Origin of the sequence: Pseudomonas sp. R19M, assembly GCF_050312585.1 — a bacterium.
GTDB lineage: Bacteria > Pseudomonadota > Gammaproteobacteria > Pseudomonadales > Pseudomonadaceae > Aquipseudomonas > Aquipseudomonas palleroniana.
In genome coordinates this window covers 80,497-97,034 of the sequence record NZ_JBNPJV010000076.1, presented here as the reverse complement: position 1 = coordinate 97,034, position 16,538 = coordinate 80,497, and the positions used below count along the sequence as shown (strand labels likewise).

At 61.4% G+C, this 16,538-nt stretch carries 13 protein-coding genes; 7 read left to right on the top strand and 6 right to left on the bottom strand.

Features of this window, described 5'->3' with window-relative positions; translation table 11 throughout:
- Nucleotides 1–138 precede the first annotated feature (138 nt).
- From ACQRBT_RS16580 to ACQRBT_RS16565, 4 genes are all read left to right on the top strand, one after another.
- Nucleotides 139–1,428, top strand: coding sequence for a M18 family aminopeptidase (locus ACQRBT_RS16580; protein ID WP_060755982.1), 1,290 nt, complete (start codon nucleotides 139–141; stop codon nucleotides 1,426–1,428).
- A 232-nt stretch (nucleotides 1,429–1,660) separates the two neighbouring features.
- Nucleotides 1,661–1,828, top strand: a complete 168-nt coding sequence (locus ACQRBT_RS16575; RefSeq protein WP_162492707.1) for a hypothetical protein — start codon at nucleotides 1,661–1,663, stop codon at nucleotides 1,826–1,828.
- Nucleotides 1,829–1,900: 72 nt separating this feature from the next.
- The gene (locus tag ACQRBT_RS16570) at nucleotides 1,901–4,066 is read left to right on the top strand and encodes a mechanosensitive ion channel family protein (protein WP_161549152.1); all 2,166 of its coding nucleotides are present in this window, start codon (nucleotides 1,901–1,903) and stop codon (nucleotides 4,064–4,066) included.
- Nucleotides 4,067–4,082: 16 nt separating this feature from the next.
- Nucleotides 4,083–5,420: an amidohydrolase gene (locus ACQRBT_RS16565; RefSeq protein WP_412047548.1), complete on the top strand. Its 1,338-nt coding sequence runs from the start codon at nucleotides 4,083–4,085 to the stop codon at nucleotides 5,418–5,420.
- A 68-nt stretch (nucleotides 5,421–5,488) separates the two neighbouring features.
- On the opposite strand, the gene ACQRBT_RS16560 is transcribed toward ACQRBT_RS16565, so the two are convergent.
- The 5 genes from ACQRBT_RS16560 to ACQRBT_RS16540 all read right to left on the bottom strand — a co-directional run bounded on the left by ACQRBT_RS16560 (nucleotide 5,489) and on the right by ACQRBT_RS16540 (nucleotide 10,240).
- Nucleotides 5,489–5,713, bottom strand: a complete 225-nt coding sequence (locus ACQRBT_RS16560) for an MbtH family protein (RefSeq protein ID WP_028617283.1) — start codon at nucleotides 5,711–5,713, stop codon at nucleotides 5,489–5,491.
- Nucleotides 5,714–5,795: 82 nt separating this feature from the next.
- The gene (locus ACQRBT_RS16555; protein ID WP_412047547.1) at nucleotides 5,796–7,190 is read right to left on the bottom strand and encodes an aspartate aminotransferase family protein; all 1,395 of its coding nucleotides are present in this window, start codon (nucleotides 7,188–7,190) and stop codon (nucleotides 5,796–5,798) included.
- A 145-nt stretch (nucleotides 7,191–7,335) separates the two neighbouring features.
- Nucleotides 7,336–8,103, bottom strand: a complete 768-nt coding sequence (locus ACQRBT_RS16550; protein WP_104994401.1) for an N-acetylmuramoyl-L-alanine amidase — start codon at nucleotides 8,101–8,103, stop codon at nucleotides 7,336–7,338.
- Between the two features lie 125 nt (nucleotides 8,104–8,228).
- Entirely contained in the window at nucleotides 8,229–9,548 is a 1,320-nt protein-coding gene (locus tag ACQRBT_RS16545; RefSeq protein WP_060755986.1) for an ATP-binding protein, read from the bottom strand.
- The gene (locus ACQRBT_RS16540; RefSeq protein WP_060755987.1) at nucleotides 9,548–10,240 is read right to left on the bottom strand and encodes a response regulator; all 693 of its coding nucleotides are present in this window, start codon (nucleotides 10,238–10,240) and stop codon (nucleotides 9,548–9,550) included. The genes ACQRBT_RS16545 and ACQRBT_RS16540 overlap by 1 nt, the downstream gene beginning before the upstream one ends.
- Before the next feature lie 175 nt (nucleotides 10,241–10,415).
- Between ACQRBT_RS16540 and dsbD the strand changes: the two genes are divergently transcribed.
- The 3 genes from dsbD to dsbG are packed head-to-tail and all read left to right on the top strand — an operon-like array spanning nucleotide 10,416 to nucleotide 13,734.
- The gene (gene dsbD, locus ACQRBT_RS16535; RefSeq protein WP_412047546.1) at nucleotides 10,416–12,146 is read left to right on the top strand and encodes a protein-disulfide reductase DsbD; all 1,731 of its coding nucleotides are present in this window, start codon (nucleotides 10,416–10,418) and stop codon (nucleotides 12,144–12,146) included.
- The gene (locus ACQRBT_RS16530; RefSeq protein ID WP_060755989.1) at nucleotides 12,146–12,997 is read left to right on the top strand and encodes a TlpA disulfide reductase family protein; all 852 of its coding nucleotides are present in this window, start codon (nucleotides 12,146–12,148) and stop codon (nucleotides 12,995–12,997) included. The genes dsbD and ACQRBT_RS16530 overlap by 1 nt, the downstream gene beginning before the upstream one ends.
- A complete protein-coding gene (gene dsbG / locus ACQRBT_RS16525) occupies nucleotides 12,973–13,734 on the top strand; it encodes a thiol:disulfide interchange protein DsbG (protein ID WP_161549147.1) in 762 nt (253 codons plus the stop codon). Before ACQRBT_RS16530 ends, dsbG begins: the two co-directional genes overlap by 25 nt.
- 75 nt (nucleotides 13,735–13,809) lie before the next feature.
- On the opposite strand, the gene ACQRBT_RS16520 is transcribed toward dsbG, so the two are convergent.
- Nucleotides 13,810–16,482, bottom strand: coding sequence for a hypothetical protein (locus ACQRBT_RS16520; RefSeq protein WP_412047545.1), 2,673 nt, complete (start codon nucleotides 16,480–16,482; stop codon nucleotides 13,810–13,812).
- Between the last annotated feature and the right edge of the window lie 56 nt (nucleotides 16,483–16,538).

Below are 16,538 nucleotides of genomic sequence, written 5' to 3'. Positions count from 1 at the left end.
AGTGTGTCAGTCACAGTTGAGTTAACTGAACCACCGCATTCGCGAGCAAGCCCGCTCCCACATTTAGTTCTGTGTCAGTTCTAGACACCGAGTCAAACCAATACGGTAAACTCCGCGCATTGCTGTCTGGAGCTATTTATGCGCGAAGCGTTGAATCAAGGCCTGATCGACTTCCTCAAGGCCTCCCCTACTCCTTTTCATGCCACTGCCGCCCTCGCCCAGCGTCTGGAAGCGGCCGGCTATCAGCGTCTCGACGAGCGCGAAACCTGGGCTACCGAAGCCAACGGCCGCTATTACGTCACTCGTAACGATTCCTCGATCATTGCCTTCAAGCTCGGCCGTCATTCGCCGCTGCAGGGCGGGATCCGCCTGGTCGGCGCCCACACCGACAGCCCGTGCCTGCGGGTCAAGCCCCAGCCTGAGCTGCAGCGCCAGGGCTTCTGGCAACTGGGCGTAGAAGTCTATGGCGGCGCCCTGCTCGCACCGTGGTTCGACCGCGACCTGTCCCTGGCCGGCCGCGTCACCTTCCGCCGTGACGGCAAAGTCGAAAGCCAGTTGATCGACTTCAAGCTGCCTATCGCCATCATCCCCAACCTGGCCATTCACCTGAACCGTGAAGCCAACCAGGGCTGGGCGATCAATGCCCAGACCGAGCTGCCGCCGATCCTCGCGCAATTCGCCGGTGACGAGCGCGTGGACTTCCGCGCCGTGCTCACCGAGCAACTGGCACGGGAACATGGGTTGAATGCCGATGTGGTGCTCGACTACGAGCTGAGCTTCTACGACACACAAAGTGCAGCGGTGATCGGCCTCAATGGCGACTTCATCGCCGGCGCGCGCCTCGACAACCTGCTGTCGTGCTACGCCGGCCTGCAAGCCTTGCTCACCAGTGACAGCGACGAAACCTGCGTGCTGGTGTGCAACGACCACGAAGAAGTCGGTTCCTGCTCCGCGTGCGGCGCCGATGGCCCGATGCTGGAACAGACCTTGCGCCGCCTGTTGCCCGAAGGTGATGAATTCGTACGCACTATTCAGAAATCACTGTTGGTGTCGGCAGACAACGCCCACGGCGTGCACCCGAACTACGCCGAGAAACACGACGCCAACCATGGCCCGAAACTCAACGCCGGCCCGGTAATCAAGGTCAACAGCAACCAGCGCTACGCCACCAACAGCGAAACCGCCGGCTTCTTCCGCCATCTGTGCATGGCCCAGGAAGTCCCGGTGCAAAGCTTTGTGGTGCGCAGCGACATGGGCTGCGGCTCGACCATCGGCCCGATCACCGCCAGCCACCTGGGTGTGCGTACCGTGGACATCGGCCTGCCGACGTTTGCCATGCATTCCATTCGCGAGCTGTGCGGCAGCCACGACCTGGCGCATCTGGTGAAAGTGCTGGGTGCGTTCTATGCGAGCCACGACTTGCCCTGATGCCTGATACTGGGGAAATGTGGGAGGGGGCGCGGTCACTGTGGGAGGGGGCTTGCTCCCGATAGGCCGCGCAGCGGCCTCAAAAATGGGCCTGCTATGCAGGCCATCGGGAGCAAGCCCCCTCCCACATTTTGATTTGGGTGAACCTGACCTGCATCATCTGCACTTTCTGCAATCCGACCTAGACTTGTCAGTATTCCCACTCCGACAAGGCCGTCGCCCCATGATCTCCATGTCCTCTTTCCACGCCATGCTTATCCCGATTCTGATCGGCATGATCATGCTGGCCGTGGGTTTCAACTTTCGTGACAAGCCCCTCGGCGTATTCGGCATGTGGATCGGCATGCTGCTGATCCTGGGTACCGTGGTGTACAAGATCCTCGCCAAACTGGCGGAATGACAAATGCACTCGCATTGGGCATAGCGGCCTCGTACACTCGGTCAATTCGTCGTTTCCAAGGTTGACCGCCTCGTGTTCTCCCGTCTGTTCGCCCTGCCCTGCTCTATCCTGATCGCCCTGCTCACGCTGTTGCCGCTGGCGCCTGCCCAAGCCGTGAGCTTGCCCGGCCTGCTGGGCAGCACCACCAAACCGCAACCCCAGGCCGAAGTGCCCCTGGGGCAGTCGCTGGATGAGGTGATCAAGACCCTGGAAAACGACCAGCAGCGCACTCAGCTGCTGAGCGACCTGAAGAAGCTGCGCGAAGCCACCCAAAAGGCTCAACCCGCCGCCGAACAAGGCGTACTCGGGCTGATCGGCGGCACCCTGGCGGGTCTTGAATCGCAGTTTTCCGGGGCCGACAGCCCGTTGGGGCGCTGGTCCAATGAAGTCGACCAGGCCAAGGATGAACTCGGCGCCCTGATGCTGCCGGCCAGCGAGTGGCTGCCGATCATTTTCGGCTTTGCCGTGATCCTGGCGGTCTGGAGCCTGCTGGCGGCGGCGCTCATCTGGCTCAGCCACCGCGTACGCGAACGTTTCGGCCTGCCGGAAGAACTGCCGCAACACCCGCGCACCTGGGACATGGTGCGTTTCGCCCTGCGCAAGCTGGGCCCCTGGATGATCGCCTTGATCATCACGGTTTACCTCAGCTACGCCCTGCCCTCGTCCCTGGGCAAATCCCTGGCGATGGTGCTGGCCTATGCGCTGGTGGTCGGCACCTGTTTCTCGGCGATCTGTGTGATTGCGTTCTCCGTGCTCGACGGTCCGCACCGCCACCGCGCCCTGTATATCCTGCGCCACCAGGCTTTCCGCCCGCTGTGGTGGATCGGCAGCTTTGCCGCGTTCGGCGAAGCCTTGAGCGACCCACGGCTGGTCCAGGCCCTGGGGCAGCACCTGGCTCATACCGCCGCGACCGTCGCCAATGTGATGGCGGCGCTCTCCACCGGCGTGTTTATCCTGCGTTTCCGTCGCCCCATCGCGCACCTGATTCGCAACCAACCGCTCTCGCGCCGCCTCACCCGCCGCGCCCTCACCGATACCCTGTCCATCATCGGCACCTTCTGGTATTTGCCGGCGCTGCTGCTGGTGGGCATTTCGCTGTTCGCCACCTTCCTGTCGGCGGGCGACACCAGCACGGCGCTGCGCCAGTCACTGTTGTGCACGGTGTTGCTGGTGCTGTGCATGGTGATCAACGGCCTGGTACGCCGCCACGCCCTCAAGCCGCAACGCGGGCACAAGCGTCATGCCTTGTACTCCGAACGCCTGAAAAGCTTCGTCTACACCCTGGCCCATCTGCTGGTGTGGCTGGTGTTCATTGAACTGGGCCTTCGTGTGTGGGGCCTGTCGCTGATCCGCTTTACCGAAGGCGACGGCCATGAGATCAGCGTCAAGCTGTTCGGCCTGGGCGGCACACTGCTGTTTGCCTGGCTGATCTGGATCCTCAGCGACACGGCCATTCACCACGCCCTGACCCGCTCGCGCAAAGGCCTGGCCAACGCCCGTGCGCAAACCATGATGCCGTTGATCCGCAACGTGCTGTTCGTGACCATCTTCATCATCGCCGCTATCGTCGCCCTGGCGAACATGGGCATGAACGTCACGCCACTGTTGGCAGGTGCCGGTGTGATCGGTCTGGCCATCGGTTTTGGTGCTCAGTCGCTGGTGGCGGACTTGATCACCGGCCTGTTCATCATCATCGAAGACTCCCTGGCCATCGATGACTACGTGGACGTCGGCGGCCACCTCGGCACCGTCGAGGGTCTGACTATTCGTACCGTGCGCCTGCGCGATATCGACGGCATCGTGCACACCATCCCGTTCAGTGAAATCAAGAGCATCAAGAACTACTCGCGGGAGTTCGGCTATGCGATTTTCCGGGTGGCGATCCCCTACAACATGGAAATCGACGACGCGATCAAACTGATGCGCGACGTCGGCCAAAAAATGCGCAACGACCCGCTGCAACGCCGCAATATCTGGTCACCGCTGGAGATTCAGGGGGTAGAAAGCTTCGAATCCGGCAGCGCCATCCTGCGGGCACGCTTCAAAACCGCGCCAATCAAGCAGTGGGAAGTGTCGCGGGCGTTCAACCTGTCGCTCAAGCGTCATCTGGATGAAGCCGGGCTCGATCTGGCGACACCGCGCCTGAGTGTGCAGGTGGTCACTGCCGGCAGCGTGCAGGAGAAAGATCCACAACAATAAAGAGGGAGAGCTCCTTATGCGTTTAACCGGTCTGACACACCCATGGGTTTTCGGCGTGTTGTGCGGGGTCGCCAGCAGTGCGGTGATTGCCGCCAGCGGCGGCCAGGAAAGTGCCCGGGAAGAAATCGCCGCCCAAGCCAAAATACTCGAACCGGTGTTGCTGGAAACCCGCCGCGATCTCCACGCCCATCCCGAGCTGGGCAATACTGAACAGCGCACCGCCGAACTCGTCGCCGGGCAACTGCGCGACTTGGGCCTTGAGGTCAAGACGGGCGTGGCGCGCACCGGTGTCGTCGGCATCTTGAAAGGCGCCCTGCCCGGCCCGACCGTGGCGTTGCGCGCCGACATGGATGCGTTGCCGGTCAAGGAAGTCGCCGACCTGCCGTTCGCCTCCAAGGCCAAGGGCACCTACCTGGGCAAGGAAGTCGACGTGATGCACGCCTGCGGCCACGACGCCCACACCGCCATCTTGCTGAGCACGGCGAAAATCCTCAGCGGTATGCGCGACCGCCTGCCCGGCACCGTTGTGTTCTATTTCCAACCCGCTGAAGAAGGCCCGAGCGACTTCATCCCCGACGGCAAAAACACCTGGGGCGCGAAGATGATGGTGCAGGAAGGCGTGATGAAGGCCCCCAAGCCGGACGCGGTGTTCGGCCTGCACGTGTGGGCCGGCGTGCCCGCCGGGCAGATCGCCTACCGTCCCGGCCCGACCCTGGCCAGTTCCGATGACCTGCGCATCAAGATCCTCGGCAAACAGACCCACGCCGGCCGCCCGTGGGACGGCATCGACCCGATCACCGTCGGCGCGCAGACCATCGTCGGCCTGCAAACCGTGGTCAGCCGCCGTACCGACATCTCGTCATTCCCGTCGGTGGTCAGCATCGGCACCATCAATGGGGGGACGCGCTATAACATCATTCCCGAATCGGTGGACATGAGCGGCACGATTCGCTCCTACGACTACGGCATTCGCCGGAAGCTGCACGCGGATGTGCGTCAGACGGTGGAGAAAATCGCTGAAAGCGGGGGCGCCAAGGCCGAAGTCACGATCATCGAGAAATACGACCCCACCATCAACAACCGGGCCCTGACCGAAAAGATGCTGCCAAGCCTGCGCTGGGCGGCCAAGGATGATGTGGTGCAAGGCCCGTTGGTGGGCGGTGCCGAAGACTTCTCGTTTTATGCCAAGGAGGCACCGGGGCTGTTTGTGTTCCTGGGAGTGACGCCACGGGATCAGGACATGAGCAAGGCTGCGCCGAACCATAACCCGGGGTTCTTTGTGGATGAATCAGCGTTGGTGGTGGGCGTGAGGACGCTGGCGTCGTTGGCAACAGACTACCTGTACACCCGCTGAAACACTGCTGTGGCAAGGGAGCTTGCTCCCTTGCCACAAAAGCCACTTCCCACAGGGGATGCGCTGGATCAGCCGGCCAGCGCCGCACCGTCCATCTTCTGGCGCAGGCTCAGCGGGCGCATGTCGGTCCAGACCTCCTCGATGTAGGCCAGGCACTCTTTCTTCATGCCGCTCTTGCCCACGGTGCGCCAGCCTTCCGGCACGGCCTTGTAGTCGGGCCAGATGGAATACTGCTCTTCATGGTTGACCACAACCTGGAAGAGGATGTCGTCGCGGTCGAATACTGAGGTCATTGCTGTTCTCCATCGCTCAAAGGCTGGCTGCGCACCACGCGCAGCGCTGATATCTGTAGAAACGTACCAGGCGTACGAAAAATTAGACGCCGGCGAGCGCTGCCACCACGGCACGCCCGAAGATCTCGGCCACACGGTCGATCTCGGCAGCGGTGATCACCAGGGGTGGCAGGAAACGCACCACGCCGCCATGACGGCCACCCAGCTCCAGGATCAGACCGCGCTTGAGGCACTCGCGTTGTACCAGCGGTGCCAATTGACGGTGTACCGGTGGATGGCCCTGGATATCGAGTGTGCCGTTCGGGTCCACCAGTTCCACCCCGAGCATCAACCCACGCCCACGAATGTCACCCAATTGCGGCACATCCCGTTGCAGGATGCGCAGGTGTTCAGCCAGGCGTTCGCCCATGGCGGCGGCGTGGCCGGCCAGGTCGTTTTGCTTGAGATGGCGCATCACTGCCGAACCTGCCGCCATCGCCATCTGGTTGCCACGGAAGGTCCCGGCATGGGCGCCCGGCAGCCACGTGTCGAGCCAGTCGCGATACACCACCACCGCCAACGGCAGGCTGCCACCGATGGCCTTGGACATCACCACCACGTCCGGAATGATGCCGGCGTGCTCGAAGGCAAACATCTTGCCGGTACGGCCGAAGCCGCTCTGGATCTCATCGACGATCAGGGCCACCCCGGCCCGTTCGGTGATGCGCCGCAGGCCGCGCAGCCAGTCGAGATCGGCGGGAATCACCCCGCCTTCGCCCTGCACCACTTCGACAATCACCGCGGCCGGCAGCGCTACGCCGGCTTCCGGATCATTGAGCAGGTTTTCCAGGTAATGCAGGTTGACCCGCACGCCTTGCGCACCGCCCAGGCCGAACGGGCAGCGGTAATCGTAGGGGTATGGCAGAAACTGCACGCCATTGGCCAGCAAGGCGCTCAACGGTTTCTTTGGCCCCAGGCTGCCCATCAGGCTCAGTGCGCCCTGGCTCATGCCGTGATAACCACCCTGGAATGACAACACCGTATTGCGGCCGGTGGCGGTGCGTACCAGTTTCAGCGCGGCTTCCACCGCATCCGTGCCGGTCGGCCCGCAGAACTGGATTTTCGCTTCCCGCGCCAGCGCCGGCGGCAGCAGGCCGAACAGGTCCTGCACGAATTGGTCTTTGACCGGGGTGGTCAGGTCGAGGGTGTGCAGCGGCAGTTCATCGCTGAGTACCTGTTGAATGGCCTCGATCACCACCGGGTGGTTATGGCCCAGTGCCAGGGTGCCGGCACCGGCCAGGCAATCGATGAAACGCCGCCCCTCCACGTCCTCCACATAGATGCCCTTGGCGCGCTTGAGTGCCAGCGGGATACGGCGTGGGTAACTGCGGGCGTTGGATTCCTGTTGGCGTTGGCGGGCCAGCAGTGGCGTTTCCTCGAAGTGGTAGAGGGTTTCGTGCAGTTGGGTGTCTTCGGTGCGAATGGTGGCGACGGACATTTCTCGATCCCTCAATACGCGGGTGGGGTGAGCAGACGGGTGATCCGTGGGTCTACGGATGGCATGTTCTGAAGACGCACCAGCGGCGGGGGGATTTAGGGGAACGCAGTGCTTATCCGTTTTTCGGTAACGCCCGTCCCGACCATCAGATCCCCCGGTACCGCTCATTCAACGCATACAGAACCGCACACGTTTCCCCATCCAGCTCCCCGCGATAATCCCGCGACCGAAAGTGCATCTGAAATGCCCGGGTGCGCTGTTCAAATGCCTGGCGATTCTTCGCCGGCGCATAGCCATAGCGCTGGAAAGCCCGTTCCACCTCGACCTCCGGCGGCAGCCCGAGGCAAAACCGGCGTTGGTACATGGCCCGCGTCGCCTCATCGAACCAGGCGCCGATCCCCGCTTCATACAAGCACCGCCAAGGCAGTTGCGGCCCCGGGTCACGCTTGCGCCAATATGCCACATCCGAATGGCCCAGCACGTCGGCCGGCCCGATCTGTGGGTAGCGCCCCAGAATGTCACCCAACAAGGCAATCAACATATCGACCTGCGCCGCCGGGTATGCCGGAAAAGTAAACACGCCGCCGTCATCGCGCGCCAGGTTGACGATCTCGATGCCAATCGCCCGGCTGTTGAGATTATCCCGCCCTCCCCAGTGGCTTGCACCGGCATGCCAGGCGCGCTTGTCTTCGGGTACCAGGCGAAATACGCGCAACTCGTCATAACCGCTGGCGCGATAGCCGGGCTCATTCGGGTCGGGCAACAAATAGTGCGCGCTGACACCGCCCTGGGTCAGCGTATTCAGGGATGAGCCGAACGGCGCCGCGGTGTAATGCAGCACCACCTGCCGCACGGGCTCGCCGTGACGTTCATTGAAATCCTTGGAAGGGAAACTGCTATCGATGATCAACATAAGGACCGTCCTTTTTCACTACAGGCCGAATCATTCAGCCCGTTCGAGCACAAAAAAATTACCGCCATCCTGAAGCGCTCAAGCTCAGGCGGGCGGTAACTATTTGGCACTTGAAAAAGAACGGCTCAGCGCCGCAGTGGCATCCCCAAGTCGACGCGCAGGCCATCCGGCCGGCTGTCGAACTTCAACGAGCAGGAACAACGCTGGACGATGGCCTGCACAATTGCCAGGCCCAGGCCGCAGCCCTCGCTGTTGCCGTTGCGCCAGAAACGTTGCGTCAGGTATTGCAGGTCCTCGCTGGAGATCTGTTTGCCATGGTCACGCACCCGGAAGATCACGTTATCGGTCGCGGTCAGCACGCTCAGCTCCACCCGCGTATCCGCAGGCGTGTGACGCAGGGCGTTATCCAGCAGGTTGCGCAGCGCCGCAACCGCCAGGCCCACCGGCATTTCAACCGGGGTGGCCGAGAGGTTGTCGGGCAGGATCAGGTCGATACGCCGGTTGTCACCCGCATTGGCGTCCTGGATCGCCAGGCGTGCGACTTCCTCGGCACTGGAGTGCATGCCGTCATCGAACGACAGGTTGCCCTCCACCCGCGCCAACAGCAGCAGTTGCTCCAGGGTACGGTGCAGGCGGTCAGCGCCTTCCTCGGCATGGGCCAGGGACTGGTCGCGGGCCGCGCCTTCGGTCATGCGCGCCACCTGCAGGTGGGTCTTGATCGCCGTGAGCGGGCTGCGCAGCTCATGGGCGGCGTCGCCGGTCAGACGGCGTTCGCGCTCGATGGTCTTGGCGATGCGTTGCAGCAGTTGGTTCTGGGTGTCGAGCAGCGGCTTGAGTTCGCTGGGCAACGGGTGGATCTGCAGCGGTTCAAGGGAGTCGACACTGCGGCGCATCAAGGCATCACGCATGCGATTGAGCGGCACCAGGCTCTGGCCGATGCCCAGCCACAGCAGGCACAGGCAACCCAGCAAGGCCACACCGACCGGCACGGACGCCGCCAGCAGGATCGACAGGTTCAACGCCTCGCGCTCCACCTGGCGGTCGGCGGTGGTGATCAGCAGGTCGCCACGGGACAGGGTGAAACTGCGCCAGCTCACACCGTCGATGACCTGGTCGCGAAAGCCGCTCTGGCGCGACTCCAGCCCTTCATCCGGGGTGGTATGGCTGCGTGCGAGGATCTCGCCCCGCAACGAGCTGACCTGGCAGGCCATGCCGCCCGGTACATTCAGTTGTTCGGTGCGCAAATGTGCACCGCCACTCACACTGGCCAGGCCCGGCATCTGCTCGGTCAGCCCCGCCACCATGCGGGCCGATGCCACCAGGCGTTGGTCGAGGGAGAACATCATCTGGTTGCGCAGATCGTTGAGCATCCAGGCGGCCGCCAAGGCCCAGATCAACACAAAAGCGGCGCCCAGCTTGAACGTCAGGCGCAGGCGCAGGCTCATCACGAAGCGTTGTCTCCCGCCGCCGGGCCGTCATCCGCCGTGCCCAGGCGATAGCCCAGGCCGCGCACGGTCTCGACGATACCGTTACCCAATTTGCGCCGCAGGTGATGGATATGCACGTTCAACGCGTTGCTTTCCAGTTCATCGTTGAAGCCGTAGACGCTGTCCTTGAGCTGTTCGCTGGAGAGCACGCGGCCCTTGTTGTGCAACAAGGCTTGCAACAGCGCCTGTTCGCGACGGGACAGGTCCACCGGCTGGCCGCCCAGGAAGGTCTCGCGACTGCTCGGGTCATACGCCAGCCGGCCATGTTCGATCAGGTTGACGCTGCGCCCCGCCACACGCCGCAACAGGGTTTGCAGACGGGCGGCGAGTTCGCGCAGGTCGAAGGGCTTGAGCAGGTAGTCATCGGCGCCGGCTTGCAGGCCGTCGACGCGGTTGGTCACCGAATCGCGCGCGGTGAGGATCAGCACCGGGATTTCCAGGCCCTGGCTGCGCTGTTGCTGCAACAGCTTGAGGCCGTCTTCATCGGGCAGGCCGAGGTCGAGCACCATGATGTCGAACGTCGCCGCCTTGAGCATCGCCCGCGCCGCCGCGGCCGAAGCGACGCGCTCGACGGTGAAACCCTGGGCGGTCAGGCCGGCCACGATACCGCTGGCGATCAGTTCGTCGTCTTCACAGACCAGTACGTGCATGCTGAACCCTTCATAAAAGATGGGGAGATTAAAGGCTGGGCGGATTAAGCGCAGATTATGCCGTGAAAAGAGGCGCGCTCAGACTTTCCCTACACTCTAGAATAGCGCCGGTTAATCATCGGTTAATCAACGCCACACATTGTGTGCCTCACTTGCATCGAACTAAGGCTTGACCATGCGGCATCTGTTTACCTTTTTGCTGGTGTTGTTCGCGGGGTTCGCCCAGGCTGCGCCGGGCAGTAATCCTTTCGAGACCAAACCCGACTTCCTCCCGGTGGGCAAAGCCTTCACGTTTACCTCCGAGCGCCTGGAAACTGGCGAGACCCAGCTATATTGGCAGATTGCCGACGGTTATTACCTGTACAAGCAGCGCATGAAGTTCGACGGCCTGGCCGACAAGCCCGCGCTGCCGCAGGGTGAAGCCCATAGCGATGAGTTTTTTGGCGAGCAGGAAGTGTATCGCCAAGGCCTGGAAGTGAAGATCCCGGCGGGTGTCACCGGCCAGGTCAAACTCGGTTGGCAGGGCTGTGCCGATGCCGGCCTGTGCTATCCGCCGCAGTCGATCACCGTGGATCTGGGCGGTAACCCTGCCGTTGCCGCCACCACCCAGGCCCAGGACCAGAGCCTGGCCAGCGGCCTGCAACAACGCAGTCTGGGCTGGAGCCTGCTGGTGTTCTTTGGCTTGGGCCTGCTGCTGGCGTTTGCGCCGTGTTCGTTGCCGATGTTGCCGATCCTCGCCGGCCTGGTCGTCGGCAGCGGCGCCAGCCCGCGCCGGGGTTTTGCCCTGGCCAGCAGTTATGTGGTGTGCATGGCCCTGGTGTATGCAGCGCTCGGCGTGTTGGCTGCGCTGCTTGGCGGCAACCTTGCCGCGTTGCTGCAAACCCCGTGGATCCTGGGCAGTTTTGCCGCGCTGTTTGTGATCCTCGCCCTGCCGATGTTCGGTTTCTTCGAGCTGCAACTGCCGGCCTTCCTGCGTGACCGCCTGGACAACGTCAGCCGCCAGCAAAGCGGTGGCAGCCTGGTGGGCGCGGGCATGCTCGGTGCGCTGTCCGGCCTGCTGGTGGGGCCGTGCATGACCGCGCCGCTGGCCGGCGCCCTGCTGTATATCGCCCAGAGCGGCAATGCGCTGCACGGTGGCCTGATTCTGTTCGCCATGGGCATCGGCATCGGCGTGCCGCTGTTGCTGCTGGTGACGGTGGGCAACCGCTTCCTGCCCAAGCCAGGCACCTGGATGAATGTGCTCAAGGGCATCTTCGGCTTCCTGTTCCTGGGCACCGCCGTGCTGATGATCCGCCCGGTCATCAACGAAAGCCTGTGGCTCGGCCTGTGGGGCGCACTGGCGCTGGTCATGGCCTACTGCGGCTGGATATTGGCCCGCGAATACGGGCTGGCCGCCAAGGTATTGGGTGCAGGCTCGCTGGTGCTGGGCCTGTGGGGCGCGGTGCTGGTGGTCGGCGCGGCCGGTGGCAGCGATGACCTGTGGCAACCGCTGAAGGTCTATAGCGGCTCGCGTGCCGCCGCCGCAACGACTGGCCATGATACGTTCATGACCATTAACGACCCGGCCGTGCTGCAAAGCCAGCTCGACGCCGCCAAGGCTCAAGGCCAATGGGTGCTGGTGGACTACTACGCCGACTGGTGCGTGTCGTGCAAGATCATGGAAAAACAGGTGTTCGGCAAACCTGAAGTCATGGATGCCCTGAAAGACGTACGCCTGCTGCGCCTGGACGTCACTGCCGATAACGCGGCGAGCCGCGCCCTGCTCGGCCGCTACCAGGTGCCGGGGCCACCCAGCTTCGTGTGGATCGGCCCGGACGGTGAAGAACGCCGCGCCCAACGCATCACAGGCGAAGTGGATGCCGCCGGCTTCCTGCAACGTTGGACACACACCCGGGACGCGCTCTGATGCTGACCCTGACCATCGGCACCTTCGCCATTGCCCTGAATCACATCCTGTTGATCAGCGCGCTGATTCTCGCCACTTTGGTGGGTTGGCGCGTGGCCAAGCGTGGCGGGGAAAACCCGGAATCCGTGCTGTTCAGCCTGTTCCTGCTGGGCATGCTGGTGGCACGCGCCAGCTTTGTGCTGATGTACTGGAACGAGTACCGCAACGACTGGTTGCAGATGGTCGACCTGCGCGATGGCGGCTTTCTCGCCTGGCCCGGCGTGATCGCGCTGGTGCTCGGCGCGCTGGCCTACGGTTGGCGTCGCCCGCCCCTGCGTAAACCACTGAGCGCCGGGGTTATCACCGGGCTGGTGTTCTGGGGCATGGGCAGTATGTCCTTGAGCCTGTACGACAAAGGCGCGCAGTTGCCGGACATCACCTTGCGCAATGCCAATGGCGATGTGGTGCAACTGGCTGATTACAAAGGCGGCCCGCTGGTGATCAACCTGTGGGCCACCTGGTGCCCACCGTGTCGCCGCGAAATGCCGGTGCTGGAACGCGCCCAACACCAACGGCCCGACGTGACCTTCCTGTTCGTCAACCAGGCCGAAAGCATGCAAAGCGTCAGCACCTTCCTCGCCACCCAGGGCCTGACCCTCGACAACGTGTTGTTTGACGCCAGTGGCCGCCTCGGCCAAGCCGTAGGCTCCATGGCGTTGCCGACCACCCTGTTTTATCAAGCCGATGGGCGGCTGATCAACAGCCACCTGGGCGAGCTGTCCCAGGCCAGCCTGGCCCGCGCCATGGAACCCTTCGACTCAGCCCCTGCCGCCACAAGGAAACCGACATGCCAAGCCTCCGCCACCTGCTGACCCTGCTGCCATTGACCCTGGCCGCCGCCATGGCCCAGGCCGAAGACTGGCCGGCGCCGATCAAACAGATCGAAGCCAAGGGCGCCAAGATCCTCGGCAAGTTCGACGCCCCCAGCGGGCTCACCGGCTACGCCGCGCAATACCAGAACCGCGGCATGGCGCTGTACCTGACCGCCGACGGCAAAAGCGTGCTCGCCGGCAACCTGTACGACGCCCAAGGCAACGACCTGAGCAGCGCGCCCCTGGAAAAACTCGTATACGCGCCGATGGCCAAGGAAGTCTGGGCCAAGATGGAACACAGCAACTGGATTCAGGACGGCGATAAAAACGCGCCGCGTATTGTCTACCTGTTCAGCGACCCCAACTGCCCCTACTGCAACATGTTCTGGGAACAGGCCCGCCCGTGGGTAAAAGCCGGCAAGGTGCAGCTGCGCCACATCATGGTCGGCATCATCCGCGAAGACAGCCCCGGCAAGTCGGCCGCCCTGTTCGCCGCCCAGGACCCGCAAAAAGCCCTGGCCGAACACGAAGCCGCCGGCAAGGGCAGCAAGTTGCAGGCGCTGGACAAGATCCCGGCGGCGATCGAGGCCAAGCTGGATGCCAATATGAAATTGATGGATGAGTTGGAGTTGTCGGCCACTCCGGCGATTTTTTATCTGGATGACAAGGGCGGGTTGCAGCAACAGCAAGGGGCACCTTCGCCGGAGAAGTTGGGGAAGATTTTGGGTAGCAAATAATCGTCCCATCCCCCCAATGCAAAACGCTCCTGCCAATGACAGGAGCGTTTTCTCCTTCAGTACTTGATCGCAGCCCTATAGGTACTCCACCTTGAGTTCCGTCATACCAAAGTCGTTACCGTCCGCCCCTGAGGCAACCAACGTATGAACTTGCAATACCATTGATGAGCCAGTGGCTACAAAGGTCCCCTCTATTTTTTTCCAAGACATTGAGAAGGTACTTGACGCAAGGTAGTTTCCATTAACCACCAGTGCCAATACTGGCAGTGGCGCTGCCCCGTTATAGGAACAGCCGAGCATGCTGAAACGGTAACTGCGCCCGACCTCAAGTCCAGTGAAGTTTTTATATAAAACGACGCCAGAACTGCCTGAACTGAGTGTGCCGTTGGCTATGCAATACTTACCAAGTTGGTATGAGAGTTGGTTTTCGCCTTGACTCGCAGGCCCGTCAAGCCAGCCATTGCGGCCGTTGCTGAACGGCGTGAAATCGTAGTACGACGATTGGAATATCAAACTCAACGACGGGAAAATTACCGTGTTACTTTCACTCGCACTACCGTCTGGAGTGCTATTGAACGTGAAGGTTAATCGAGAGCCGTGCTTCAAGACCGCCAAGTGCGATCTTGGCACTATATCTTTCATCCCCTCACTGACGTTTGTCACTGCTTTTGCCAGATACACATTGAAAGCGTAAGGACTGCCATTTTGGCGTGTCCCGACACCGCGCATCCAGCCTTTTTGACCAAGCAGAATGAACCACCATTTCTCTACCTCAATATCTGCGTTCCCGACGAACGTACCCAAGCTCAGGATGCCGTCCTGAGTCGCAACGGGTACTGCCTGTCGTACCACGGGAGTCGGTAACCGGTGGGGAATACCGACTTTCAGCCGCAAATCTTCCGAAGTGGCCAACTTGCAGGCACTGCTAACCGTGTAATTGATTGTGACCGTGGTACCGATAGCTTCAATCACTGCTTCACGCGGTAAATGGAAGTTTACAGGCCCTGGTCTGGTGCCCGGCTTGGGCACCACTGGCCAACAGCTGCCATCCTTTTTCAACCAGCAAAGGCTGATTTCCTGCCGGTGGCTCATACGCTGAAAATCGACGACGACATCTACACCTTCGCGGCCATTGTAGGGTTCCAAGTCATCCTCCACCGCCTGCACGACTTTGGGCTTGCCTAATTGCAGGTCCTCTTGAGTAATATTGAACGTTGTCGTCGGCGCGTCGATGGCCTGTGCGCGATCAGTGACACCACAAAAGCTCGCCGCAAAGTGCAATTTAAAATCGCTGCAATCTGCGAGCTCTTGTAGCGCTGCCCTCAGGATGGGTGTATCAACCCCATGCATCTTCCAATCATCCGTGACAGGCGCTCCCATCAGTATGTCGATACGATGGTCGTTGCCGTCTTCATCTTCACCTGTGATCCACATCCAGCAGCATTCCGAGCATGCAGCGTAGCCCCAGACAGGTACAAAAGCTGTCGCGTCACCCGCGAAGGTATTCAGATCCAACGTGGCAAGGGTTGCGTCTTCAATCTCCGCCGCAGATAGCAGAGGGGCCATTACGTTGACCACCCTTTCAGGTGATGATTGTACTGCCTCACTATTGGGGAACTGAATGGTGTAGGACAGCGTCATCGGTTTGTTGAAGAAACAGGCGACAACACAGGATGGCAACTTGGCGGACGCCAGCTCCCCACCTTCATCAATCGTGACACAGCCGAGCGGCTCCGGTCCGTAACCGACCCCACTCGCATAGAAACAAACCTTATCCTGCGCATATGTATCCAGGTTAGCGGCGTCTATATCACCACCCCCCTTGGTGAGTTCGGGGTTAAGGCACCATTCTTCGTTGTAGGGCACCGACTGCCGAAGATGTGGAGGCGGCAAGTTTTTAAGCACATTATCCACAATGAAAGCAGCAGTTCGGCGCTTTTGGATTTCGAGAGCGTTTTCGGGCAGGAGCGTCTCCAAGTGAGGAGGAACAGGAGCAGGAGGCTTGGCCGCAAGTTTACTGGTGAGCCAGCCACACTGGAGGGTTAGCGACCGCCATGGCTTACGTCGTGCCAGCCAGCCACGCGCTATGGGAAATTGGAGTATGTAGCCCGGAGTTGCCTCTTCAGGAGTCAATTCATGGCCATTAGTCACAGTGTAGAAAACGTGCTTGAGGGCGTCCTGCTCGGTGGCAGCGGTGCAGTAAACTCTATCGCCCGCTTTGGCAAGAGGGGGCACCGGCACGAGGACGGTTTCATCGTCTGGGTGATCGTGCATGTCATAGGTAGGCGTGTTATTTACATTTTTTTCGTGTAGCAAATATGGAGCGAGTGCCTCACTTTCACTGGCTGAGTAAAACGATATTCCCACTTCCTTGACCGACGATGTAGCCGCCTGCCCTTGCGACTTCCCTTCATAGGAAATGAGAGCCGTGAACCCCATGAGTGGCGTCAGGTAATCTAGAGGGATGTCTATCTTCCTGGCGCCCGCCTCACCGCTTGAATCTACAAGATCCTCCAGCACCAACTCAGGCGCCTCCTTTGCGCGGAACTTGACGGTGATAGTCGAACTGTCCATTCGCAAATCAACGGTCAGATATGAACCCGGCATATTGGGGGGCGTAACGGTGCTATCCACCTCACTGGAAATGAGTGGGGCATCCACTTCCAGAGCCTTGGGTTTGACCGATTTGGACGTTTTCACAACGACCGGATCTGAAGGGACTTCGTGCGTTGTTTTTTCTTTTGTCATGACAAGAACTCCTTGTTCCATGGGAAATCCCCTCAAGTCAGAGACCGAGGGGTTTC

What these genes read in the sequence shown, in the direction of transcription:
- ACQRBT_RS16555 (WP_412047547.1), bottom strand. Translation starts at nt 7,190, where the DNA reads ATGTCCGTCGCCACCATTCGCACCGAAGACACCCAACTGCACGAAACC.
- ACQRBT_RS16580 (WP_060755982.1), top strand. Translation starts at nt 139, where the DNA reads ATGCGCGAAGCGTTGAATCAAGGCCTGATCGACTTCCTCAAGGCCTCC.
- ACQRBT_RS16540 (WP_060755987.1), bottom strand. Translation starts at nt 10,240, where the DNA reads ATGCACGTACTGGTCTGTGAAGACGACGAACTGATCGCCAGCGGTATC.
- ACQRBT_RS16560 (WP_028617283.1), bottom strand. Translation starts at nt 5,713, where the DNA reads ATGACCTCAGTATTCGACCGCGACGACATCCTCTTCCAGGTTGTGGTC.
- ACQRBT_RS16545 (WP_060755986.1), bottom strand. Translation starts at nt 9,548, where the DNA reads ATGAGCCTGCGCCTGCGCCTGACGTTCAAGCTGGGCGCCGCTTTTGTG.
- ACQRBT_RS16530 (WP_060755989.1), top strand. Translation starts at nt 12,146, where the DNA reads ATGCTGACCCTGACCATCGGCACCTTCGCCATTGCCCTGAATCACATC.
- dsbG (WP_161549147.1), top strand. Translation starts at nt 12,973, where the DNA reads ATGCCAAGCCTCCGCCACCTGCTGACCCTGCTGCCATTGACCCTGGCC.
- ACQRBT_RS16565 (WP_412047548.1), top strand. Translation starts at nt 4,083, where the DNA reads ATGCGTTTAACCGGTCTGACACACCCATGGGTTTTCGGCGTGTTGTGC.
- ACQRBT_RS16520 (WP_412047545.1), bottom strand. Translation starts at nt 16,482, where the DNA reads ATGACAAAAGAAAAAACAACGCACGAAGTCCCTTCAGATCCGGTCGTT.
- ACQRBT_RS16550 (WP_104994401.1), bottom strand. Translation starts at nt 8,103, where the DNA reads ATGTTGATCATCGATAGCAGTTTCCCTTCCAAGGATTTCAATGAACGT.
- ACQRBT_RS16575 (WP_162492707.1), top strand. Translation starts at nt 1,661, where the DNA reads ATGTCCTCTTTCCACGCCATGCTTATCCCGATTCTGATCGGCATGATC.
- dsbD (WP_412047546.1), top strand. Translation starts at nt 10,416, where the DNA reads ATGCGGCATCTGTTTACCTTTTTGCTGGTGTTGTTCGCGGGGTTCGCC.